Raw genomic sequence first — 21,528 nt, 5'->3', positions numbered from 1 at the left:
CCTCGGCGCAGTAGAGGGGCCGGCAGATTATCATCTGTTTGTAACAAGCAGTTACTGTTTGCCGTGATCGGCACTTTTTCACAGGTTCTGAAAGAGGGTGGGGCAACAGGTCACGCGGCAATCAACCACACGGCCCGGCTGGCTATTCAGGACTATGCTTGCAGTCAGTCGTTGATCTGGATCAATCGTTGTATTTGCAACGAACCGGCAACGATGTGGCCCTTGGGCCGGAATCCCTGCGATTGCACAGAACAATTCAAACTCGCCGCACTCGATACCGTGGGGGCAGTAGGCGCAAAGGCCACGAGCCCGAACGCCGGATTATCTGAAGAGGAAGCACTATGTTCGGTTTAGAGGCCCTAGATCTCGCCCGAATCCAGTTTGCGTTTACCGTGTCCTTTCACATCTTGTTCCCGGCCATCACCATTGGTCTGGCGAGCTATCTGGCGGTCCTTGAAGGCCTTTGGCTGCGGACCCACCACCAGGTCTACCGTGACCTTTACCACTTCTGGTCGAAGATCTTCGCCGTCAACTTCGGCATGGGCGTGGTCTCTGGCCTGGTCATGGCCTATCAGTTCGGCACCAACTGGAGCCGCTTCTCCGATTTTGCCGGCGCCGTCACCGGCCCCTTGCTGACCTACGAGGTGCTGACGGCGTTCTTCCTCGAGGCAGGCTTCCTGGGCGTCATGCTGTTCGGTTGGAACCGTGTGGGCCGTGGCCTGCACTTCTTCGCCACGGTCATGGTGGCGCTTGGCACGCTGGTCTCGACCTTCTGGATTCTGGCGTCCAACAGCTGGATGCAGACCCCGCAAGGCCACGAAATCATCGATGGCCGGGTGGTGCCGGTGGACTGGCTGGCAGTGATCTTCAACCCCTCGTTCCCCTACCGGTTGATGCACATGGCCACCGCCGCGTTCGTCGCCACCGCCTTCTTCGTCGGTGCATCGGCGGCCTGGCACCTGCTGCGCGGGCGTGACAACCCGGCCGTGCGCAAGATGCTGTCGATGGCCATGTGGATGGCGCTGATCGTCGCGCCGGTCCAGGCGGTGATCGGTGACTTCCACGGCCTCAACACGCTCAAGCACCAGCCCGTGAAGATCGCGGCCATCGAAGGCCATTGGGAGAACGTGCCGGGCGAGCCGACCCCGCTGATCCTGTTCGGCATCCCCGACATGAAAGCCGAGACCACGCGCTTCAAGGTCGAGATCCCAGCGCTTGGCAGCCTGATCCTGACTCACAGCCTGGACAAGCAAGTGCCGGCGATGAAGGAATTCCCGGCGGCGGACCGGCCTAACTCGACCATCGTGTTCTGGTCGTTCCGGGTCATGGTCGGGCTGGGCTTGCTGATGATCTTCGTTGGCCTATGGAGCCTGTGGCTGCGCAAGCGCGGCACGCTCTACAGCTCCAGGCCGTTCCTGTACCTGACCTTGTGGATGGGCCCCTCTGGCCTTGTCGCCATCCTTGCGGGTTGGTTCACCACCGAAATCGGCCGCCAGCCGTGGGTGGTGTATGGCCTGATGCGCACCTCCGAAGGGGTGTCCAACCACAGTTATGCGCAGCTCGGCTTTACCCTGGTGGCGTTCGTGGTGGTGTACTTCGCGCTGTTCGGCACCGGCCTTGGCTACATGATGCGCCTGGTGCGCAAAGGGCCGCAGACGGGCGAGGGTGATGAACCCAACCCGGGTGGCCCAGGCCAGAAACGCACGCCGGCGCGGCCGTTGTCCGCCGCCGATGATGGCCATGAGGCCGACACTGCCAGCCTGAGCAAGGGGAACTGAGCCATGGGTATCGACCTTCCGCTGATCTGGGCCGTGATCATCATCTTCGGCGTCATGATGTACGTGGTGATGGATGGTTTCGATTTGGGCATCGGCATGCTCTTCCCCTTCGTCAAGGGCGAGCGTGACCGTGATGTGATGATGAACACCGTCGCCCCGGTATGGGACGGCAACGAGACCTGGCTGGTGCTGGGCGGCGCCGGGCTGTTCGGGGCCTTCCCGATGGCCTATTCGGTGGTGCTCGAAGCCTTGTACCTGCCGCTAATACTCATGCTGATCGGGCTGATCTTCCGTGGCGTGGCCTTCGAGTTCCGCTTCAAGGCCAAGGACGACAAGCGCCACATCTGGGACAAGGCGTTCATCTGGGGTTCGCTGATCGCCACCTTCTTCCAGGGGGTTGCCCTGGGCGCGTTCATCGAGGGCTTCAAGGTGGTCGACCGCCACTATGCCGGTGGCACGCTCGACTGGCTGACCCCGTTCAGCCTGTTCAGCGGCCTGGGCCTGATCGTCGCCTACACCCTGCTGGGCTGCACCTGGCTGATCATGAAGACCGAGGGGCCGCTGCAACTGCAGATGCATGACCTGGCAAGGCCGCTGGCGCTGGTGCTGCTGGTGGTAATCGGCATCGTCAGCCTGTGGACGCCGCTCGCCTACCCGCAGATTGCCGATCGCTGGTTCAGCATGCCCAACCTGATCTGGTTCATGCCGGTGCCGATCCTGGTGCTGGTGACCTTCTACGGGTTGCTCAAGGCAGTCGCGCGCAATGCCAACTACACGCCGTTCCTGCTGACCCTGGTGCTGGTGTTCCTCGGCTATAGCGGCCTGGGTATCAGTGTGTGGCCGAACATCATCCCGCCGTCGATCTCGATCTGGGATGCAGCGGCGCCGCCGCAGAGCCAAGGGTTCATGCTGGTGGGGACGTTGTTCATCCTGCCGTTCATCCTTGGCTATACCTTCTGGAGCTACTACGTGTTCCGCGGCAAGGTGACTCACGAAGACGGCTATCACTAGGAGGGCCGCATGATGACCGGCAAGCATGGTGTAGAAGAGAAAAAGCCCTTGTGGCAGCGGCTGGGTTGGCTGGTGCTGATCTGGGCGATGAGCGTGGCGGCCCTGGGGGTGGCGGCCTGGGTAATGCGGCTGTTCATGGGGGCAGCCGGGCTGACTACCCATTAAAGGGGCTGGGGCCGCCAAGCGGCCCCAGCCACTTACTTGCGGGCCTTGAGAATCACGAACTTCGGCGTTGCCGCCACCTGTTCCACCCCTCGGAACAGCCGCGCCAGCTTGCTGTGGTAACCCAGGTGACGGTTACCGACGATATACAACGCACCGCCTACCACCAGTGCCTCCCGGGCCTGCTGGAACATGCGCCAGGCGAGGAAGTCGCCCACCACCTGTTGCTGGTGGAACGGCGGATTGCACAGCACCACGTCCAGCGACTGCTTTTCTACCCCCGCCAAACCATCGGCCGCCAGCATCAATGCCGGGCGCTCGCCCAGTGCCGCCTGCCAGTTTTCCCGCGCCGATTGCACCGCCATGTACGACTCGTCGACCAGCGTGTAATGCGCCTCGGGGTTGGCCAGTGCGCTGGCGATCGCCAGGACGCCGTTGCCGCAGCCAAGGTCGGCGACACGGGCCTGGCCCAGGTTGCGCGGCAGGTGCGGGAGAAAGGCACGGGTGCCGATATCCAGGCCATCGCGGCAGAACACGTTGGCGTGGTTGAGCAGCTCAAGAGCCGGCGTTTCGAGCTGATAGCGGCTAGGGTAGGGCGAGCGCGCGGCCGGGCGCTCGGCATCGGTGGCCGTCAGCAGTCGGGCCTTCTTTTGCGCCAGCGAGGCCTGAACCGGGCCGATGTACTTTTCCATCAGCTCACCGGCGGCACGGGGCAGGTGCTTGATCATCGCCCCGGCAATCACCTGCGCGCCGGGCGCCAGGTGGCCCTGCAGACGAATAAGTTGCTCCTCGAGTAAGGCCAGGGTCTTGGGCACGCGTACCAGCACCCGGTCGAACGGACCCTGCCACGGTTCGCTGGCCGGTACGAACGGCACGCTGTCGAACGGCTTGCCGTTGCGCGCGAGGTTTTTTTCCAAGGCCAGGTGCGCCAGGTGCGAATCGCCACTGCTGGTCACTGCAAGCTGCCCGGCCAGGCTGGCGGCCAGGGCACCGAAGCTGTCATTGAGCACCAATACCCGGCAGCTGGCGTCAGGCGCCTGCTCATGCAAGTGCGCGAGCAGGTACTCGTCAGCGGCGTCGAATGCCTGCAGAGGTTCGTTGGCCTGGTCCGGCTGGCGGATCAGGTCGAGTTCGGCGTAGGGGGTGGTCAACAAGGGCATGGCGTCTGGCTCGGGTACGAATCTGCCCGTTGCGGATCGCCGCGGGCTTTGCCGTGCCATTCTACAGGGCTTTGCCGGTAGTCGCAGGGGGGGCTGTCAGATCCACCCACGCAGGGCGGCTATGGCGATGGCGCCTGCCTTGTTGGAGGCGTTGGTCTTGGTGATCACGCTGCGGATATGGAAGTTGACCGTACTTTGTGACAGCGACAGGATGGAGGCAACGTCGGCGGCGGTCTTGCCTGCAGCTGACCACCTCAGCACTTCCAGCTCCCGCTCGCTCATTTTCGGCTGAGGCGGGCAGAGCGCGTCCAGGTGGTGCTCGCACAGTACCGAGTGCAGGGTGTGGCACAGCCACTGCACGCTGGCGGCTTTTTCGTAGAGTTCGTTGATTGCAATCTGGCCTGCTGGCCTGGCGACGCTGACTTGGCTTTCATTGTGCTGCAGGTCGTGCAGCGACTGTGTCCAACCATGACGCAGCCCGTGCTGGCAGGCAGCCTCGCGAAATTGCGGGGCCTCGCAATACAGTTCGTCGGTCCACAATACAGGTGTGGTCTGACCATGGCTCAAGCGTGCGGCTGGGTCTTGCTTGTAGAAATCATCGCGCTGATAGCGCTCGATCCATTCGCTTGGATAATTGCTGTAGAGGTAAAGCCGGGGTGTCTGCGTGGCAATCTGGATGCGAATGTTCAGCCCCAGGTGTTCCATACCCAAGTCTTGCACCAGATGCACAGCGATGTTGAACAACTTGCGCGGGCACCGCTCGCTGACAAATTGATGGAGATGCTCGGGTTTCCAGTGAGGCATCCGTAACGCTCCTATGGATGGGGCAACAGGATCCAATCCGTTTGCATACCCGCATCATTGTAGGAAAAACCTACTAAAGCGTTGGGAATTTTTTGTTATAGCGATCATGTTTGTCTGCGACATCGGCAGCATCGAGGTGGTGAGGCCTTACAAACGGGTGGTTTTTATCCAGGCCGCTTTGCGCGACACTGTGCGCACGTCAACCTTGGAGCCCGATATGACTGCCAGCGCCGAAAAGTTCACCCGCCAGACCCTGCTCGATGTTCAGCCACTGACGCCGAACCTCTTCAGCCTGCGGGTAACACGCGATTCGGGCTTTCGCTTCCGGGCCGGCCAGTTTGCTCGTCTCGGGGTGACCAAGGCCGATGGCAGTGTGGTGTGGCGCGCCTATTCCATGGTCAGCGCGCCCCATGACGAGTACCTCGACTTCTTCTCGATCGTGGTGCCCGGCGGGGAGTTCACCAGCGAGCTGAGCCGGCTGGGCGAGGGTGACAGCCTGCTGATCGACCGGCAGGCCTTTGGCTTTTTGACACTCGATCGCTTCATTGGCGGCCGCGACCTGTGGTTGCTGGCCACCGGCACCGGCATTGCACCGTTCATGTCCATCCTGCAGGACTTCGAGGCCTGGGAGCGTTTCGACAGCATCAAGCTGGTGTACTCGGTGCGCGAAGCGAAGGAGCTGGCCTACGTGAAGGAAATCGCCGAGTTGGAGCAGCGCGACTACCTGGCGGAGCACGCCGGCAAATTGCAGTTCATCCCGATAGTGACCCGTGAGCAGCATCCGGGCGCGTTGAATGCACGCATTACCACGTTGATCGAGAACGGTGAGCTGGAGAAGGCGGCGGGGCTTGCGCTGTCGCCCGAGCATTCACGTGTGATGCTCTGCGGCAACCCGGAGATGATCGATGAAACGCGCAAGGTGCTCAAGGCGCGTGATCTGCAGTTGAGCCTGAGCAAGCGGCCAGGGCAGGTGGCGGTAGAAAACTACTGGTGACACGGGGGCCGCAACGCGGCCCCGGCACCTTCAAGGCAGGCGGTTCTGGTTCTGCGTCTTGAGCAGGTCGCGGATTTCGGTCAGCAACGTCTCTTCGGCACTTGGCACGGGTGGCGCGCTCGGTGCCACGGCCTCTTCGCGCTTCAGGCGGTTGATCGCCTTCACGCCCATGAAGATGGCGAACGCAACGATCAAGAAGTCGATCACGGTCTGGATGAACTTGCCGTAGGCCAGCATTACTGCCGGAACGTCGCCTTCTGCAGCCTTCAAGGTAATGGCCAGGTCGCTGAAGTCCACGCCACCGATCAACAGGCCCAGTGGTGGCATGACTACGTCACCCACGAAGGACGAGACGATCTTGCCGAAGGCCGCGCCGATGATGATACCGACCGCCATGTCGACGACGTTGCCTTTGACCGCGAAGGCCTTGAACTCACTGATCATGCCCATGTTCGATTCCTTTGTAACAAATGGTGAGGTTAACGCAGTGTAAGCCACTAAAACGCTTCATGCGTTGTGTTCAGGGGTAGTGACTGCGGTTAGAACGAATAGTTTTGTCGCACGCCGAAGCGTTCGAGACACGTCTCGCTCGGCTATCATGGCGGTTTTTTCCAGGAGAAACCGCCCATGGCCAAGGCCAAGCGCTTGTATGGCTGCACCGAATGCGGCGCGACCTTCCCCAAATGGGCCGGCCAGTGCGGCGAATGCGGGGCCTGGAACACCCTGGTCGAAACCATGATCGAGAGCGGCGGGGCGGCGGCACCCAGCAGTGGCCGGGCCGGCTGGACCGGGCAACAGGCGCAGATCAAGACCCTGGCCGAAGTCAGCGTGGAAGAGATCCCGCGCTTCACCACCAGCAGCAGCGAACTGGACCGCGTGCTGGGTGGCGGTTTGGTCGATGGCTCGGTGGTGCTGATCGGCGGTGACCCGGGTATCGGCAAGTCGACCATTCTGTTGCAGACCCTGTGCAACATTGCCGTGCACATGCCTGCGCTGTATGTCACCGGCGAAGAGTCGCAGCAGCAGGTGGCGATGCGCTCGCGCCGCCTGGGCCTGCCCCAGGACCAGCTCAAGGTGATGACCGAAACCTGTATCGAGACCATCATCGCCACGGCTCGCCAGGAAAAGCCCCGAGTCATGGTCATCGACTCGATCCAGACCATTTTCACCGAACAGCTGCAATCAGCGCCCGGTGGCGTGGCCCAGGTGCGCGAGAGCACGGCGTTGCTGGTGCGTTACGCCAAGCAGAGCGGCACGGCCATCTTCCTGGTGGGCCACGTCACCAAGGAAGGCTCGCTGGCCGGGCCGCGGGTGCTGGAGCACATGGTCGACACCGTGCTGTATTTCGAGGGCGAGTCCGATGGCCGCCTGCGCCTGCTGCGGGCGGTGAAAAACCGCTTTGGTGCGGTCAACGAACTGGGCGTATTCGGCATGACCGACCGCGGCCTCAAGGAGGTTTCGAACCCTTCGGCGATCTTCCTCAATCGCACCCAGGAAGAGGTGCCGGGCAGTGTGGTGATGGCCACCTGGGAGGGCACTCGGCCGATGCTGGTCGAGGTGCAGGCGCTGGTCGATGACAGCCACCTGGCCAACCCGCGGCGGGTGACCCTGGGCCTGGACCAGAACCGCCTGGCCATGTTGTTGGCGGTACTGCACCGGCATGGCGGCATTCCTACCCATGACCAGGATGTGTTCCTCAACGTGGTGGGCGGCGTGAAGGTGCTGGAGACGGCTTCTGACCTGGCTTTGTTGGCGGCGGTGATGTCCAGCCTGCGCAACCGGCCGTTGGCCCATGGGTTGCTGGTGTTTGGCGAGATTGGCTTGTCGGGCGAGGTGCGGCCGGTGCCCAGTGGCCAAGAGCGGCTGAAAGAGGCGGCCAAGCATGGCTTCAAGCGGGCCATCGTGCCCAAGGGCAATGCGCCCAAGGAGCCGCCGGCAGGGTTGCAGGTGATCGCCGTGACCCGGCTGGAACAGGCTTTGGATGCCCTGTTCGAGTGATGTATTGCCTGTAAAGGCAAACAAAAAGGGGAGCCGACGATGCGCATCGGCTCCCCTTGCTTAACCGCTCAATCAGCGGTCAATGCTCGGCAACCGGGCTGCGCCTGGGCGCCTCGTTGCCATGCTCGTCCAGCTCCAGCATCGGCACTTCAATACCCTCGGCATCGAACAGCTTGCCATCCTTGAAGTAATCGCCATCGCGCAGTGCAGAAATGTCCGAATACTGGATGGTGCGTTCGTAGGCTGCGGCAAATACCGACTGCTGGTCCGAGTTGCCAGTGGTGAAGTGGTTGAAGATCAGGTTCAGCAGAATCGCCATGATCGCCGCCGAGCTGATGCCCGAGTGGAAGATGGTCTCGAACCAGTTCGGGAAGTGGTGGTAGAAGGTCGGTGCGGCAATCGGGATCATGCCGAAGCCCAGCGAAGCGGCGACGATGATCAGGTTGACGTTGTTCTTGTAGCTGACCTTGGACAGGGTACGGATGCCGCTGGCTGCCACGGTGCCGAACAGCACGATGCCCGCGCCGCCCAATACCGGGGTAGGCACGGCGGCAATTACCCGGCCCATGACCGGCAGCAAGCCGAGCACCACCAGAATGACGCCACCGGTGGCCACCACGTAGCGGCTCTTGACCCCGGTCACGGCCACCAGGCCGACGTTCTGGGCGAAGGCGCTCTGGGTGAACGAGCCGAAGATCGGTGCCAGGATGCTCGACGCCATGTCGGCACGCAGGCCATTGCCCAGGCGCTTGGAGTCGACCTTGGTTTCAATGATGTCGCCCACCGCGAGAATGTCGGCCGAGGTTTCCACCAGGGTCACCATGATCACGATGCACATCGACAGGATCGCGGCGATGTGGAATTCCGGCATGCCGAAATGGAACGGCGTGGGGAAGGCGAACATCGGGCCTTGGGTGACCTTGCTGAAGTCGGTCATGCCCAGCGCCCAGGCGATCAGGGTGCCAAACACCATGGCCAGGAGAATCGACAGGCGCGAGATGGTCGCGCTGCCCAGTTTGCTCAGCAGCAGCACGATGGCGAAGGTCAGTGCCGCCAGGCCGATGTTGGCCACGCTGCCGAACTCCGGCGAAGCACTGTTGCCGCCCATCACCCAGCGTGCGGCCACCGGCATTAGGGTCAAACCGATGGTGGTGATGACGATGCCGGTTACCAGCGGTGGGAAATACTTGGTGATGCGCGAGAACACCGGCGTGATCAGGAAGCCGATGAACGAGGCCGCCATGACCGCACCCAGCACACCCGGCAGGCCACCACCGCCTTCGCTGCTGAGAATGGCGCCCATGGTTGCCACGCCGGCGAACGATACGCCCTGCACCAGCGGCAACTGGCAACCGAAGAATGGCAGGCCAAGCGTCTGCAGCAAGGTGGCCAGGCCTCCGGCAAACAATGACGCGGCGATCAGCATGCCGATTTCGGCACCATTCAGGCCCGCGGCCTGCCCCAGGATCAGGGGTACCGCAACGATCCCTCCATACATGGTCAACACATGCTGCAGACCATAGGCCAGGTTGGCCCCAAGGCCGAGGTTTTCATCCTCGGGGCGCTTGGCGGGAGACGTGCTAGGGGACGTAGTCATGGAGCAGGCTCTCTGCGTTTATTGTTGTGCCGCTACTGTAGACACTTCCTACAATTGATTGCTACAAGAATTGTATACAATATTTTGATCGGAGCGCGAACAAGCCCGGCTTCAGGGTGGCCTGAAACCCAATGCAGAACGCGTACCAAGTCATGAAAGGCTGTATTAGAGGGGTGTGTACAAAGAGCTGCTACCCAGGCTTAAAGCTGTCTGGGTAGACAGGAAACGCTAGGTGGGAAGGATGTTAGCTAGCTAAGAGATCCCATTATTCGATGAGTTCTCGCAGCTCACGCATCATTTCGGTGCTGTCGGCCACGTTCAGTTCTACAAGACGGTGCAAATGGCTCATCGAATCGAGGTCGATGTAGAGGCAGACGAAGCCCAGGCGCTGTGCTTCTTCATGACGAAGCTCCACCTGCATCCGCACGTGGGTATGCGGGTCAAGGTGGATGATCGCATCGAAGTCCTGTGAGAGGTCGGCATTCCACGGCTGGGGGCGCTCGACCAGCAGGCCCTTGAGCGACAGGTCAAGCAGTTTGACCGGCCAGCGGCGGTCACCCTGGCGCAGTTCGGTGGGGGCGTCGAAGTCTATGCGCTGGAAGCGTCGGCGATTGTTGGAAGAAGTGGTCATGGCGGGCCCCTCGTCAGATGTTCTGACTATAGACCAGCCATGGCCTTTTCTGCCTGAGGGCGAGCGACAAGGTACCGTCTGCGGGCGTCGCCCGGTGCCACCCTTACTTGGAGACGAAATTCAGGTCAACCACCTGATAGAAGGCTTTATCGGTCTCGGCAATTTCCCATACCCCAAGCAGCACTTGATAACCGTCGCGCTCAGGCAACGTCAGGGTGTGTCTGGTCGGCTGCTCCGGCCACATTTCTTCGTCCGAGTAACTCCAATAGGGTTGGCGTTCATTGAGGAAAGTGGCGAAGGGTTCAGATTCGAACTGTGCACGCGAAAGCGGCTGAGTCGGGTTCCATCCGGCTTTGGTGATGAAGTAGTTGAAACGGCGGTACTTGTGGCGCGCGCTGAAGCTCCAGACGAACTCCAGCGGTGTGTCGCTGGTAACGTCATGCTTGTCCCAGTCGACATCTGTGCGGTCCAGGTAGGCAGCGCCCTGCCTCTCGCCGCTGGCAATCTTGCCATCGACCGGTGGCGCCATACTTCTCACGTCGTCCTTGGCGTAGGGATCGGCCAGCCCGCCCGTGGTCTGAGGGAAGAATTTGCCGCTTTCGATGCCGTTGTGAAGATTTCCCTCAATGAGGCGTCTCTCTTCAGCGAAAGTCGCTCGGGACTTGGGCGTCGAGATCGAGCCATGTTTGAGTTCGATTGAGTCTGAGTCACACGTGGAGCTGCTCTTATCCTGAGTCATCATCGGTCCCTGCTTGCTGGTTATCAAATGTTCGACGCACGGTTCGAGCGTTTGCGCACTTGAACCCGTGCGTCATGTCGTGACAACGGGTTTGCCTGATCATTGAATGCGCGGGGGCCTCCCTGCGCAACTGGCAGAAATGACAGGTCAGCCGAAGTAACGTTGTCGCCACGGACTGCGGGTAGTTCGGGTAGCAGCGTGCTAGAGCGCGTGCTGGTCAGTGGCTGAGCGCCAAATCGGGATGGTAAAGCCGTCAAGCAGGCCCTAGACTCAAGGGGCTGTCTATTCCAACCACTTAGCTGGAAGCATGCCATGAACAACAATAACAGCCTGCTACGCCACATCCCGTGGCTGGCGTTGGCGGTCATAGGAGCCTGCGCGCTGGGTGTTGTCGCCCTGCGTCGCGGCGAGGCGATCAACGCCTTGTGGATCGTGGTCGCGGCAGTGGCCATCTACCTGGTCGCCTACCGCTACTACAGCCTGTTCATCGCCACCAAGGTGATGCAACTCGACCCGCGCCGAGCCACCCCGGCGGTGCTCAACAACGATGGCCTGGACTACGTCCCGACCAACAAGCACATCCTGTTCGGCCACCACTTCGCCGCTATTGCCGGCGCCGGCCCACTGGTGGGCCCGGTACTCGCCGCGCAGATGGGCTACCTGCCCGGCACGCTCTGGCTGATCGCCGGCGTTGTGCTGGCCGGTGCAGTGCAGGACTTCATGGTCCTGTTCATGTCTACCCGCCGCAACGGTCGCTCGCTGGGCGACATGGTGCGCGAGGAAATGGGCCGGATCCCGGGCACCATCGCCCTGTTCGGTTGCTTCCTGATCATGATCATCATCCTCGCGGTGCTGGCGCTGATCGTGGTCAAGGCCCTGGCCGAGAGCCCATGGGGCATGTTCACGGTGATGGCGACCATCCCGATCGCGATGTTCATGGGCATTTACATGCGCTATATCCGCCCGGGCCGCATCGGCGAGATTTCGGTGGTCGGCGTGGTGCTGCTGCTGGCGTCGATCTGGCTGGGCGGCGTGATCGCTGCGGACCCGGTCTGGGGCCCGGCGTTCACCTTCACCGGCGTGCAGATCACCTGGATGCTGGTGGGTTATGGCTTCGTCGCTGCCGTACTGCCGGTATGGCTGGTGCTGGCACCGCGTGACTACCTGTCGACCTTCCTCAAGATCGGCACCATCGTTGGCCTGGCCATCGGTATCCTGATCATCGCGCCAGAGCTGAAAATGCCGGCCCTGACCCAGTTCACCGACGGTACTGGGCCGGTCTGGAAGGGCACATTGTTCCCGTTCCTGTTCATCACCATCGCCTGCGGTGCGGTATCGGGCTTCCACGCGCTGATCTCCTCGGGCACCACGCCCAAGCTGCTGGATAACGAAACCAACGCCCGTTACATCGGCTACGGCGGCATGCTGATGGAGTCGTTCGTCGCCATCATGGCCATGGTCGCCGCCTCGGTGATCGAGCCTGGCGTGTACTTCGCCATGAACAGCCCGGCTGCGGTGGTTGGCGCCGACGTTGCTACGGTGGCGCAGACGGTCAGCAGTTGGGGCTTCCTGATCACCCCTGAGCAGCTCGAAGCGGTTGCCCGCGACATTGGCGAGCACACCGTGCTGGCCCGTGCCGGTGGTGCGCCAACGTTGGCGGTGGGTATCGCGCAGATCCTTCACCAGGTGCTGCCGGGTGAGAACACCATGGCCTTCTGGTATCACTTCGCGATCCTGTTCGAAGCCCTGTTCATCCTCACCGCCGTGGACGCCGGTACCCGTGCCGGGCGCTTCATGCTGCAGGACCTGCTGGGCAGCTTCGTGCCGGCGCTCAAACGCACCGAATCGTGGGGTGCCAACCTGCTCGCCACCGCTGGCTGCGTGGCAATGTGGGGTTATCTGCTGTACCAGGGCGTGATCGACCCGCTGGGTGGCATCAACACCTTGTGGCCGCTGTTTGGCATCTCCAACCAGATGCTGGCCGGTATCGCCTTGATGCTCGGTACTGTGGTGCTGATCAAGATGAAGCGTCAGCGCTACATCTGGGTCACCCTGGTGCCGGCCGTGTGGCTGCTGATCTGTACCACTGCTGCAGGCCTGATCAAGCTGTTCGACCCGAACCCGGCCGTTGGCTTCCTGGCCCTGGCCAAGAAGTACAGCACTGCGCTGGACGCCGGCCAGGTACTGGCCCCGGCCAAGGACATCGGGCAGATGCAGCACGTGATCTACAACGCCTACACCAACGCGGGCCTGACGATTCTGTTCCTGCTGGTGGTGTTCAGCATCCTGTTCTTCGCCATCAAGGTCGGCTACGCCGCCTGGGGCCGCAAGGAACGCACCGACAAGGAAACCCCGTTCCAGGCGCTGCCTGACGCGTAAACGAGAGGACTGCAGCTATGTTCAACGACCTGGGTCGACTGGGTAAGTACCTGGGGCAGGCAGCCCGCCTGATGGTCGGCATGCCCGACTACGACAACTATGTCGAACACATGCAGAACAAGCACCCGGACAAACCGGTGATGAGCTACGAGGCGTTCTTCCGTGAACGCCAGGAAGCGCGTTACGGTGGCAAGTCCGGGCCCAAGTGCTGTTGAGCCTGCAACACCTGTGAACCTGTGGGAGCCCGGGCAGCCGGGCTCCCACATTCATTTTCAGCTTCAGGAGCTTTTTGCGTGCAATCGCCTATTCCCGTCACCGTACTGACCGGCTTTCTGGGTGCCGGCAAGACCACCTTGCTCAAGCACATGCTCAAGGCCGAGCACGGCCTGAAGATCGCCGTGATCGAGAACGAGTTCAGCGAGGCCGGTATCGACAGCCAGCTGCTGGGCGACGAGCCGGTACAGGTCATGACCCTGGCCAACGGCTGCGTGTGCTGCAGCATCCATGGTGACCTCACCCGCGCCCTGTACCTGCTGCTGGAGCGCCTGGACGCCGGCGAGATCGCCTTCGACCGCCTGGTGATCGAATGCACCGGGCTTGCCGACCCTGCACCGGTTGCGCAGACCTTTTTCATCGACGAGGACCTGCGTGATCGCTACATCCTCGACGGCATCATCACCCTGGTCGACGCCGCCCATGCCGATCTGCACCTGACCCAGGCCATTGCCCAGGCCCAGGTCGGTTTTGCCGACCGCCTGCTGCTGAGCAAGACCGACCTGGTCGAACCTGCGGCGGTGGATGCCCTGCGCGAGCGCCTGTCGCGCATCAACGGCCGTGCCGCCATTCGTGTGGTCGAACAGGGGCGCATCGACTTGGCCGAACTACTCGATGTGCGCGGTTTCAACCTCAATACCGACCTGGGCGCCAGCCTCAAGCCGGCCCTGCGCCCGGTGCTCAAGCCGGCCACCCCGGACCGTATCTCGACCTTGGTGTTGCGCACCGACACCCCGCTGGACATCGACCGCCTCAGCGACTTCATGAACGCGCTGCTGGAAACCCACGGCAAGCAATTGCTGCGTTACAAGGGCGTGCTGAACATTGCCGGGGACGATCGTCGCCTGGTGTTTCAGGGCGTGCTCAAGCTCTACGGCTTTGACTGGGATGCCGAATGGGCAGCAGGCGAGGCCCGCGAAAGCGTGCTGGTGTTCATTGCCGATGACCTGCCCGAGGCTACGATTCGGGCTGGGTTCGAGGCTTTGAGCAGGGCTTGAGCCGGTGAGGTGCCTGGGCCGCGAACCAGGCCGGCCATGAACTGCGGTGGCGGGTTTGCACTTCGATGCACGGGATCAGCCGCTCGGTGAGCACAGCCGTCTGCCGCACGGCCTTGGCGGTGCGGTACTTGACGCTGTGGATGCATTCGCGGTCGCCGAATTCGCAGCGGTTCAGCGAGGTACCGCCGCAGGGGCCGTTGGCCAGGCCCTTGGGGCAGGTTTCCGGGCAGATGTAGAGGGTGTCTTCGAGGCGGCAGCGGCCGCAGGTATCGCAGCCCACCAGCGGTCGCTTCAGCGCACGCTCCACCCCGTGCAGCACGCGCGCACCGCGGGCTGTTGCCCACAACGGTTGGCGAACGGCCCAGCCGAATGCCTGGCTCAGCCAGTTGCTGCGGCTGAACAGCAAGGCATGGGACGCGTGCAGCAGGTGGTACCGCGCCTTCTCTTTGTTCGACGCGCTGACCTTCGACTCGCCCTGGCGCCAGCTCGCTGACGGTGGATGAAAGACCACGGCAGGCAGGCCGGGCACCTGCCAACTGGCCGCCCAGGCTGGCGCCCACTGTTCCAGTGAGTGGATCTGCGTTTGCCAGTGTTCGATGCGTTGTTCCAGGGCCAACAGCTGCTTGAGTTCGTGAATGCCCGACACGTGCACCCCGGCGTAGCCCATCAGTTTTACACCAATCACCTGCAGCGCCAGCCGGTCGACGCTGCGCGCCTGGGCGTGGGCCTTGGACACGGCTGCTTCCGCTTCGAGCATGTCGCGCATGGACGGCGTGACCGTCACGCCAGCCACGTGATCGAGCATTGCGGCGCGGCCATGGGTAAGGCTCATCAGGCAGGCCAGCAAGGGTTTCGGGTGCGGCTGGCGGTTCATCCAGGTTTGGGCTTCCTGGTGCTTGCTGGCATCGAAGCCCAGCTGCAGGGTCAGGAAGTCGGCGCCCGCAGCCAGTTTTTTCTCGGCCTTGAAGTACTGCGCGCCGCCTTCTTCCTCGCAGTACTTGAATGGGTTGAGCGCGGCACCGAGCAACCAGTGTGGGCAAGCCTGGCGCGCGAGCTGCAGGGCGGCCACCGATTCCAGGTAGCGCACCGGACGCTCTGCGGGTTGATGCCCAGGCAGGCGGTCGCCAGTGAGCAGCAGCAGTTGGTCAAGCCCGTCGGCATCCATGCGTTGCAGTTGCGCCAGCAAGTGGTGCCGTTCGCGGTCCTTGCCAGAAAAGTGCGGCAGGGCAGGCACGGGTGAGCTGAAGCTGGCGAGGGCGTCCAGGGGCGACAGGTCCAATGGGCTGCCGACGCGATCACCGATGGCCAGGGTCATCGGCCAGCCACACAGGTGCGCACGGGCCATGATCGCTTCCATGGCGGCGAAACGTTCCGCCGAGGGCTTGGGGACGAACTCCATGACGCAGACGAAGGTTTTTTCGTGCAGCGCCGTTTTCAGCAGGCTCATGGATCGGGCACCGGGTTGGGGCAGGGTGGCATTGTGCGGCAAAGGGCCGATGGGGTCATGTCCGGATGCGTAGGGTGCTGCTCTGAACGAGACATGCAGGTGGACACATCAACATGAGTAAATCTTGATTTCATATCAAATTAAATGAGTTTGTCTCAGCGCTCGTTGGTCCCGAAAATGCCCACATTCATTTAGACATTCTGAGGCACGAGACATGGCACTGGCACATTCCCTGGGCTTTCAACGCATCGGCCATGATCGCGAACTAAAAAAAGCCCAGGAAGCCTTCTTGCAAGGTGAACTCGACGAAGCCGGCCTGCGCGCTGTGGGCCGCGCGCTGCGTGCCAGCCATTGGCAGGTGCAGAAGGACGCCGGCATCGAGCTGCTGCCGGTGGGCGATTTCGCCTGGCACGACCAGGTGCTGACCCATTCGCTGACCTTCGGTGTCGTCCCGCAGCGCTTTCGCGGCCACGACGGTGCCAAGCCCACTTTGCAAACCGTGGTTGCCATGGCGCGAGGCACGACCGAGCGCAGCGACAGCAGCGGTGCCCACGCCCAGGAAATGACCCGCTGGTTCGACAGCAACTATCACTACCGGGTACCGGAATTCACCGCCGACCAACAGTTTGCCCTGAGCTGGGAGCAACTGTTCGAAGAGGTCGAAGAAGCCAAGGCCCTGGGCCATGCGGTCAAACCCGTGCTGATCGGCCCGCTGACCTATCTGTGGCTGGGCAAGGCCCAAGGCGCCGACGTCGACAAGCTTGAGCTGGTCGACCGGTTGTTGCCGCTGTACGACGAAATCTTCAACCGCCTGGCCGCACAGGGCGTTGAATGGGTGCAGATCGACGAGCCGATCCTGGTGCTGGATTTGCCGCAAGAATGGAAAAATGCCTACGAGCGCGTTTACAACATCCTGCAACGTGCGCCGCTGAAAAAACTGATCGCCACCTACTTTGGTGGCCTGGAAGAAAACCTGGGCCTGGCGGCGAACCTGCCCGTCGATGGCCTGCACATCGACCTGGTGCGTGCGCCAGACCAGTACCCGACCCTGCTCGACCGCCTGCCGGCTTACAAGATCCTGTCGTTGGGCCTGGTCGACGGCTGTAGTGTCTCGGCCTGCGACCTGGAAAAAGCCCTGGCTGTGCTGCAGCACGCGGCCGAACGCCTGGGTGACCGCCTGTGGGTCGCGCCGTCCTGCTCGCTGTTGCACAACCCATTGGGGCTGGCCTGTGAAGACCAGCTCGACGCCGAGCGCAAAGGCGGGTTGGCCTTCGCCGTGCAGAAGTGCCAGGAAGTGGCCGCGCTGAGCAAAGCGCTCGACGCGCCAGAGGCTGCCCGCGCGTTGCGCGCCACGGCTTGATCATCGGGCCGCTACGGGTGCTTATAATGCCGGCTCGAAAGGTAATCGACAGGGAATGATGCGATGAGAGTTCTGGTAGTCGGCGCCAGCAAGGGGCTGGGCAAGGCCTTCATGGAAGGGCTGGGCAAACCGGGCGATACGCTGATCGGCGTGTCCCGCTCGCGCCCCGAGCGGGTGGTGGCCAGCAAGGATGTGGAGGTGCAGTGGATCGCGGCCGACCTCGCTCAGCCGGCCGCCGCCGTCGAGGCCATTGCCCAGGCGCTGGCGGGCGGTGGCGTGGATACCCTCATCTACAACCTCGGGCTGTGGGAAGCCGAGGCGTTTGCCGAGCACTACAGCTTTCTTGCCGACCGCGATGCCGAACTGCAAGGCATGGTCGACTGCAACATCACGGCCACCATCCTGCTGATCAAGCGCTTGCTGCCGATGCTGCTCGAAAGCGAAAAGCCACGGATCCTGCTTACCGGTTCCACCTCGGGTCTGCCGCAAAGCGGGCGCCCTGAAGTGACCTTTGCCGCGTCCAAGTTTGCCCTGCGCGGTATTGCTGAAGCCTTGCGTGAAGGGTATCGCGAGCAGGGGCTTGGTGTGACGTGCCTGAACCTGGGCTACCTGAACACCGAGGATGGCTTGGATGTGCCAGTGGCAGAAGCCGCGGCGCGCGGGGAAGGGGGGCTGATTCCGCTGCACGATGTGGTGCTGATGGTGCGCACGATGCTGGAACTGTCGGCGGCCAGTTATGTGCGTGAGCTGACACTGCCAGCGATTGCCGATGAGCGCTTCTGAGTAACCAGGCCCGGCCTCTTCGCGGGTTTGTTCGCGAAGAGGCCGGGCCTGCAGGCATCAATGACGGATCAACGCTCGATCGCCAGCGCTACCCCCTGGCCACCACCAATGCACAACGTGGCGAGCCCTTTCTTGGCATCTCGCTTGATCATCTCGTGCAACAGGGTCACCAGCACCCGGCACCCCGACGCACCGATCGGGTGGCCCAGGGCAATCGCCCCGCCATTCACATTGACCCGCGCCGCATCCCATTCCAGGGCCTTGCCCACCGCCAACGCCTGTGCGGCAAAGGCCTCGTTGGCTTCGATCAGGTCCAGGTCCGCCAGCTGCCAGCCCGCCTTGTCCAGGCAGCGTTGGGTAGCCGAAACCGGGCCCATACCCATGATCGCCGGGTCCACGCCCGCACTTGCATAGGCCGCGATCTTCGCCAGCACCGGCAAGCCCAGGGCCTTGGCCTTGGCTGCACTCATCAGCAATACGGCAGCGGCGCCATCATTGAGGCTGGAAGCATTGCCGGCCGTCACGCTGCCCTCTTTCTTGAAGGCTGCGCGCAACTTGCCCAGGGACTCGGCAGTGGTACCTGGGCGGGGTTGTTCGTCGCGCTCGAAGACCGTGGGCTCGCCCTTTTTCTGCGGCATCACGATCGGCGTGATCTCGTCCTTGAATCGGCCGGCCTCGATCGCGGCCACGGCTTTGCGCTGGGACTCGGCGGCGAAGGCGTCCTGTTGTTCACGGCTGAGGCCGTACTTGTCCACCAGGTTCTCGGCGGTAATGCCCATGTGGTAGTCGTTGAAGGCGTCCCACAGGCCGTCGGTGATCATGCTGTCGACCAGTTGACCGTGGCCCATGCGCTGGCCGGTGCGGGCCGAAGGCATGACGTAGGGGGCCAGGCTCATGTTTTCCTGGCCGCCGGCAATCACCACCTCGGCGTCACCGCAACGAATAGCCTGGGCTGCCAGGTGCAGGGCCTTGAGACCCGAGCCGCAGACCTTGTTGAGCGTCAGCGCGGGCACGCTGTAGGGCAGGCCGGCCTTGATCGCGGCCTGGCGGGCCGGGTTCTGGCCGGCGCCGGCGGTGAGTACCTGGCCGAGGATCACTTCGTCGACCAGGGCAGGGTCCAGTTGGGTCTGTTCCAGCAGGCGCTTGATCACGGCTGCGCCGAGGTCGACGGCGGGCACTGTGGCCAAGGCGCCCTGGAAGCTGCCGATGGCGGTACGGGTGGCGGCGACGATGACCACGTCGTTCATGTTGTTGTTCTCCGTGCAAGGGTGGGCGCCGCGAGGGCAGGATGTTGTCAGCATCGGCGGGTTTGGTTCATTTGTTAAGTTTGTTTTTCTTTGCGATTGTTCTGGAAAGCAAATGAATGATGCCGGCCCTGCAGGCAAGGCGCTGACCCTGGGTCTAAGCTGGATGTCGTGCTGTTTCACTCAACGCAACGGAGCTCATGGCCATGCGCATCTTGATCGCTCTTACCCTCCTGATCGGCAGCAGCACAGCATTCGCCGCCACCCAGTGCACCACTGCAGACAAAAGCACCTGGCAAGACCCGGGCAAGTTCCAGGCCCAGCTCAAGGATCAGGGCTACAAGATCAGCAAGTTCAAGGTCACTAAAGGCAACTGCTACGAAATCTATGGTTTCGACAAGGATGGCCGCAAGATCGAGATCTACCATGACCCGATCAGCGGCAAGGCGGTCAAGACCGAGTACCACGATTGAAGGCCCGCCCCACGGTACAGCTGTGGGACCCGCTCCTGCGGCTGTGCCACCTGTCGTTGGCCACGGTGTTCTTCGCGGATTATTTTTTCAATGAAGAGGGCGACGACTGGCACCAGTGGCTGGGCTATTACGGGCTGGCGTGCGTGATGTTGCGCCTGGTCTGGGGCTTCGTCGGGCCGCAAAGCGCGCGCTGGGCCGACTTCTGGCCGACCCCGGCGCGCCTGGCCGCCCACGCCCGCGCGCTGATAAGCGGGCAGCCCTACCATCGCCTGGGGCATTCGCCGATCGGCGCCCTGGTGATGCTGCTGATGCTCACCGGCATCGCGGGCCTGGGCCTGACCGGTTGGGCGTCGCAAGAGGTCGACGCCCTGTGGGGCGCCGACTGGCCGATGAGCCTGCACAGCTTTCTGGCCGACGCGGTGCTGGCGTTGGTCTGCGTGCATGTATTGGCAGCCATCGTCGAAAGCCTGCGCCTGGGCGAGAACCTGCCCTTGTCGATGATCACCGGCCGGAGACGATTACCGGAAGATCAGTGAGCGTTTTACGCTCGCGGCCACCTACACCGCCGAGCACTGATGGGTCGCGCAATAGATGCCGTCACCCCCTGCCGCAATGGCGCTCCATGCCCCGACGCTCTTCAAAATCCCACACGGTAGAGCCTGTAGGCTGGGCGGTGGTGTCTTTGTCGTATGTCGATATCGATATAAAAATCGTGACGGGAGCTTGATGTTATCTCGAAACCGATATAATCAGCGCCTTGCTGATGTCGCTAACCCCGCGCATTTGAGCCCCACGATAGGCACGCCGGGTACTCAGCCTCCCTTACCAATACCAGGATGGATCTCATGATGAGCACTCAACATTTTTGTCACGAACGATTAAGAAGTTTGTCCCATACAAGACGAGCAAAAGCCCCTCGAATGGGTTGGCAGCAGTAGGGAAGACCTGCGGGATTTCCCGGAGGGTGCGAAACAGCGGGCTGGTTACCAGCTGGAGCTGATCCAGTACGGTGATGAACCTAACGACTGGAAACCAATGGAAAGCGTAGGGCAGGGGGTGCGGGAAATCCGTATCAAATGCAAAGACGGGGCTTTTCGCGTGTTTTATGTGGTAAACCGGCCGGAAGCGGTATACGTCCTGCATGCGTTTCGCAAGACCACTGAAAAGACGGAAAAGCGCGATATCGACCTGGGTAAGGCTCGGTACAAGTCGCTGGACTGATGGACTGCTGCTATCCCCTGCCAATGCTGGGGGTAAAGGACTTGGATACCCCTTCCCTCACGGCAAGGGGTAAAGTTCTAGACCTAGGGCCCACTCGATTAACTTACGAATTGCTTTGTGCAAGAAACAACTTAATCCGTAACAGAGGGACATATAAAATGGCAAACGAACGCACTACCTCCGTGTGGGACGCGTTGGTTGACTCGCCAGAAGACGCCGAGAACCTTCGGGTACGCGCAAAGCTAATGCGTATCCTTACCAAGACAGTTAAGTCTTGGGACCTCCCACAGAAAGATGCAGCACGTCAGCTGCACGTAACACAGCCGCGTTTGAGCGAGCTGCTGAATGGGAAAATCGACAAATTTTCCCTGGATGCTCTGGTGAACATGCTGGCCAGCGCAAATCTGGAAATTGATATCACTGTGAAGCACAAGGCGGCCTGACCAGGCGGTTGAAAGCAATAGGGCTGGCCATTT

Annotated in this window: 21 protein-coding genes and 1 pseudogene; 14 read left to right on the top strand and 8 right to left on the bottom strand. The window is 62.0% G+C overall.

Annotated elements, in window-relative coordinates; translation table 11 throughout:
• Positions 1-341 precede the first annotated feature (341 nt).
• The 3 genes from HU766_RS16660 to HU766_RS16650 are packed head-to-tail and all read left to right on the top strand — an operon-like array spanning position 342 to position 2,954.
• On the top strand, positions 342-1,778 hold the full coding sequence (locus tag HU766_RS16660) for a cytochrome ubiquinol oxidase subunit I (RefSeq protein ID WP_033702945.1): 1,437 nt from the start codon (positions 342-344) through the stop codon (positions 1,776-1,778).
• A gap of 3 nt (positions 1,779-1,781) precedes the next feature.
• Complete coding sequence (cydB, locus tag HU766_RS16655) at positions 1,782-2,789, top strand: cytochrome d ubiquinol oxidase subunit II (protein WP_033702944.1); 1,008 nt, start codon at positions 1,782-1,784, stop codon at positions 2,787-2,789.
• 9 nt (positions 2,790-2,798) lie between these two features.
• Positions 2,799-2,954, top strand: a complete 156-nt coding sequence (locus HU766_RS16650; RefSeq protein WP_033702943.1) for a DUF2474 domain-containing protein — start codon at positions 2,799-2,801, stop codon at positions 2,952-2,954.
• A 32-nt stretch (positions 2,955-2,986) separates the two neighbouring features.
• On the opposite strand, the gene HU766_RS16645 is transcribed toward HU766_RS16650, so the two are convergent.
• Both HU766_RS16645 and HU766_RS16640 read right to left on the bottom strand, forming a co-directional pair.
• A complete protein-coding gene (locus tag HU766_RS16645) occupies positions 2,987-4,111 on the bottom strand; it encodes a methyltransferase (RefSeq protein ID WP_186658888.1) in 1,125 nt (374 codons plus the stop codon).
• 96 nt (positions 4,112-4,207) lie between these two features.
• Positions 4,208-4,915 carry an autoinducer binding domain-containing protein gene (locus HU766_RS16640; RefSeq protein ID WP_033702941.1) on the bottom strand — a complete coding sequence of 236 codons (708 nt, stop codon included), beginning with the start codon at positions 4,913-4,915 and terminating at the stop codon, positions 4,208-4,210.
• Between the two features lie 217 nt (positions 4,916-5,132).
• Here HU766_RS16640 and HU766_RS16635 point away from each other — a divergent pair, with 217 nt between their 5' ends.
• A complete protein-coding gene (locus tag HU766_RS16635) occupies positions 5,133-5,909 on the top strand; it encodes a ferredoxin--NADP reductase (RefSeq protein ID WP_033703015.1) in 777 nt (258 codons plus the stop codon).
• Positions 5,910-5,939: 30 nt separating this feature from the next.
• Here the strand turns inward: HU766_RS16635 and mscL are convergent, their stop codons facing one another.
• Positions 5,940-6,359 carry a large-conductance mechanosensitive channel protein MscL gene (gene mscL, locus HU766_RS16630; protein ID WP_033702940.1) on the bottom strand — a complete coding sequence of 140 codons (420 nt, stop codon included), beginning with the start codon at positions 6,357-6,359 and terminating at the stop codon, positions 5,940-5,942.
• Between the two features lie 177 nt (positions 6,360-6,536).
• Here mscL and radA point away from each other — a divergent pair, with 177 nt between their 5' ends.
• Positions 6,537-7,907, top strand: coding sequence for a DNA repair protein RadA (gene radA / locus HU766_RS16625; RefSeq protein ID WP_033702939.1), 1,371 nt, complete (start codon positions 6,537-6,539; stop codon positions 7,905-7,907).
• Between the two features lie 79 nt (positions 7,908-7,986).
• Here radA and HU766_RS16620 read toward each other — a convergent pair whose 3' ends face one another.
• The 3 genes from HU766_RS16620 to HU766_RS16610 all read right to left on the bottom strand — a co-directional run bounded on the left by HU766_RS16620 (position 7,987) and on the right by HU766_RS16610 (position 10,874).
• Positions 7,987-9,504 (bottom strand): nucleobase:cation symporter-2 family protein, encoded by a 1,518-nt coding sequence (locus HU766_RS16620; protein ID WP_033702938.1) that lies wholly within the window; start codon positions 9,502-9,504, stop codon positions 7,987-7,989.
• Between the two features lie 265 nt (positions 9,505-9,769).
• Entirely contained in the window at positions 9,770-10,135 is a 366-nt protein-coding gene (locus HU766_RS16615) for a PilZ domain-containing protein (protein ID WP_186658883.1), read from the bottom strand.
• Between the two features lie 103 nt (positions 10,136-10,238).
• On the bottom strand, positions 10,239-10,874 hold the full coding sequence (locus tag HU766_RS16610; protein WP_186658880.1) for a lytic polysaccharide monooxygenase auxiliary activity family 9 protein: 636 nt from the start codon (positions 10,872-10,874) through the stop codon (positions 10,239-10,241).
• A 312-nt stretch (positions 10,875-11,186) separates the two neighbouring features.
• On the opposite strand from HU766_RS16610, the gene HU766_RS16605 reads away from it, so the two are divergent.
• From HU766_RS16605 to yjiA, 3 genes are all read left to right on the top strand, one after another.
• Entirely contained in the window at positions 11,187-13,253 is a 2,067-nt protein-coding gene (locus tag HU766_RS16605; protein ID WP_033702935.1) for a carbon starvation CstA family protein, read from the top strand.
• A 17-nt stretch (positions 13,254-13,270) separates the two neighbouring features.
• On the top strand, positions 13,271-13,468 hold the full coding sequence (locus tag HU766_RS16600; protein WP_027595234.1) for a YbdD/YjiX family protein: 198 nt from the start codon (positions 13,271-13,273) through the stop codon (positions 13,466-13,468).
• 78 nt (positions 13,469-13,546) lie between these two features.
• Complete coding sequence (gene yjiA / locus HU766_RS16595; RefSeq protein WP_186658877.1) at positions 13,547-14,524, top strand: GTPase; 978 nt, start codon at positions 13,547-13,549, stop codon at positions 14,522-14,524.
• On the opposite strand, the gene HU766_RS16590 is transcribed toward yjiA, so the two are convergent.
• Positions 14,484-15,971: a methylenetetrahydrofolate reductase C-terminal domain-containing protein gene (locus tag HU766_RS16590; RefSeq protein WP_186658874.1), complete on the bottom strand. Its 1,488-nt coding sequence runs from the start codon at positions 15,969-15,971 to the stop codon at positions 14,484-14,486. The genes yjiA and HU766_RS16590 overlap by 41 nt on opposite strands.
• A 214-nt stretch (positions 15,972-16,185) precedes the next feature.
• Between HU766_RS16590 and HU766_RS16585 the strand changes: the two are divergent.
• Positions 16,186-17,307 (top strand): annotated as a pseudogene (locus HU766_RS16585) (5-methyltetrahydropteroyltriglutamate--homocysteine S-methyltransferase); the annotation flags it as partial.
• A gap of 87 nt (positions 17,308-17,394) precedes the next feature.
• Entirely contained in the window at positions 17,395-18,114 is a 720-nt protein-coding gene (locus HU766_RS16580) for an SDR family NAD(P)-dependent oxidoreductase (RefSeq protein ID WP_186658871.1), read from the top strand.
• A gap of 68 nt (positions 18,115-18,182) precedes the next feature.
• On the opposite strand, the gene HU766_RS16575 is transcribed toward HU766_RS16580, so the two are convergent.
• A complete protein-coding gene (locus HU766_RS16575; RefSeq protein WP_186658868.1) occupies positions 18,183-19,361 on the bottom strand; it encodes an acetyl-CoA C-acetyltransferase in 1,179 nt (392 codons plus the stop codon).
• Between the two features lie 203 nt (positions 19,362-19,564).
• Between HU766_RS16575 and HU766_RS16570 the strand changes: the two genes are divergently transcribed.
• The 4 genes from HU766_RS16570 (at position 19,565) to HU766_RS16555 (ending at position 21,495) form a co-directional block, all read left to right on the top strand.
• The gene (locus tag HU766_RS16570) at positions 19,565-19,831 is read left to right on the top strand and encodes a PepSY domain-containing protein (RefSeq protein ID WP_186658865.1); all 267 of its coding nucleotides are present in this window, start codon (positions 19,565-19,567) and stop codon (positions 19,829-19,831) included.
• Complete coding sequence (locus HU766_RS16565; RefSeq protein WP_186658862.1) at positions 19,828-20,367, top strand: cytochrome b/b6 domain-containing protein; 540 nt, start codon at positions 19,828-19,830, stop codon at positions 20,365-20,367. Before HU766_RS16570 ends, HU766_RS16565 begins: the two co-directional genes overlap by 4 nt.
• Positions 20,368-20,725: 358 nt before the next feature.
• Complete coding sequence (locus HU766_RS16560) at positions 20,726-21,052, top strand: type II toxin-antitoxin system RelE/ParE family toxin (protein ID WP_186658975.1); 327 nt, start codon at positions 20,726-20,728, stop codon at positions 21,050-21,052.
• A 158-nt stretch (positions 21,053-21,210) separates the two neighbouring features.
• Entirely contained in the window at positions 21,211-21,495 is a 285-nt protein-coding gene (locus tag HU766_RS16555) for an XRE family transcriptional regulator (protein ID WP_033702926.1), read from the top strand.
• Positions 21,496-21,528 lie beyond the last annotated feature (33 nt).

It is taken from the genome of Pseudomonas sp. SWRI77 (genome assembly GCF_014269105.1).
GTDB classification, from domain to species: Bacteria; Pseudomonadota; Gammaproteobacteria; order Pseudomonadales; family Pseudomonadaceae; genus Aquipseudomonas; species Aquipseudomonas capeferrum.
This window is presented reverse-complemented; position numbering and strand designations above follow the sequence as displayed.

Bases quoted from the DNA above. Each gene is read 5' to 3' on its own strand.
- HU766_RS16660 (WP_033702945.1), top strand. From the start codon at position 342: ATGTTCGGTTTAGAGGCCCTAGATCTCGCCCGAATCCAGTTTGCGTTT.
- cydB (WP_033702944.1), top strand. From the start codon at position 1,782: ATGGGTATCGACCTTCCGCTGATCTGGGCCGTGATCATCATCTTCGGC.
- HU766_RS16650 (WP_033702943.1), top strand. From the start codon at position 2,799: ATGATGACCGGCAAGCATGGTGTAGAAGAGAAAAAGCCCTTGTGGCAG.
- HU766_RS16645 (WP_186658888.1), bottom strand. From the start codon at position 4,111: ATGCCCTTGTTGACCACCCCCTACGCCGAACTCGACCTGATCCGCCAG.
- HU766_RS16640 (WP_033702941.1), bottom strand. From the start codon at position 4,915: ATGCCTCACTGGAAACCCGAGCATCTCCATCAATTTGTCAGCGAGCGG.
- HU766_RS16635 (WP_033703015.1), top strand. From the start codon at position 5,133: ATGACTGCCAGCGCCGAAAAGTTCACCCGCCAGACCCTGCTCGATGTT.
- mscL (WP_033702940.1), bottom strand. From the start codon at position 6,359: ATGGGCATGATCAGTGAGTTCAAGGCCTTCGCGGTCAAAGGCAACGTC.
- radA (WP_033702939.1), top strand. From the start codon at position 6,537: ATGGCCAAGGCCAAGCGCTTGTATGGCTGCACCGAATGCGGCGCGACC.
- HU766_RS16620 (WP_033702938.1), bottom strand. From the start codon at position 9,504: ATGACTACGTCCCCTAGCACGTCTCCCGCCAAGCGCCCCGAGGATGAA.
- HU766_RS16615 (WP_186658883.1), bottom strand. From the start codon at position 10,135: ATGACCACTTCTTCCAACAATCGCCGACGCTTCCAGCGCATAGACTTC.
- HU766_RS16610 (WP_186658880.1), bottom strand. From the start codon at position 10,874: ATGACTCAGGATAAGAGCAGCTCCACGTGTGACTCAGACTCAATCGAA.
- HU766_RS16605 (WP_033702935.1), top strand. From the start codon at position 11,187: ATGAACAACAATAACAGCCTGCTACGCCACATCCCGTGGCTGGCGTTG.
- HU766_RS16600 (WP_027595234.1), top strand. From the start codon at position 13,271: ATGTTCAACGACCTGGGTCGACTGGGTAAGTACCTGGGGCAGGCAGCC.
- HU766_RS16590 (WP_186658874.1), bottom strand. From the start codon at position 15,971: ATGAGCCTGCTGAAAACGGCGCTGCACGAAAAAACCTTCGTCTGCGTC.
- HU766_RS16580 (WP_186658871.1), top strand. From the start codon at position 17,395: ATGAGAGTTCTGGTAGTCGGCGCCAGCAAGGGGCTGGGCAAGGCCTTC.
- HU766_RS16575 (WP_186658868.1), bottom strand. From the start codon at position 19,361: ATGAACGACGTGGTCATCGTCGCCGCCACCCGTACCGCCATCGGCAGC.
- HU766_RS16570 (WP_186658865.1), top strand. From the start codon at position 19,565: ATGCGCATCTTGATCGCTCTTACCCTCCTGATCGGCAGCAGCACAGCA.
- HU766_RS16555 (WP_033702926.1), top strand. From the start codon at position 21,211: ATGGCAAACGAACGCACTACCTCCGTGTGGGACGCGTTGGTTGACTCG.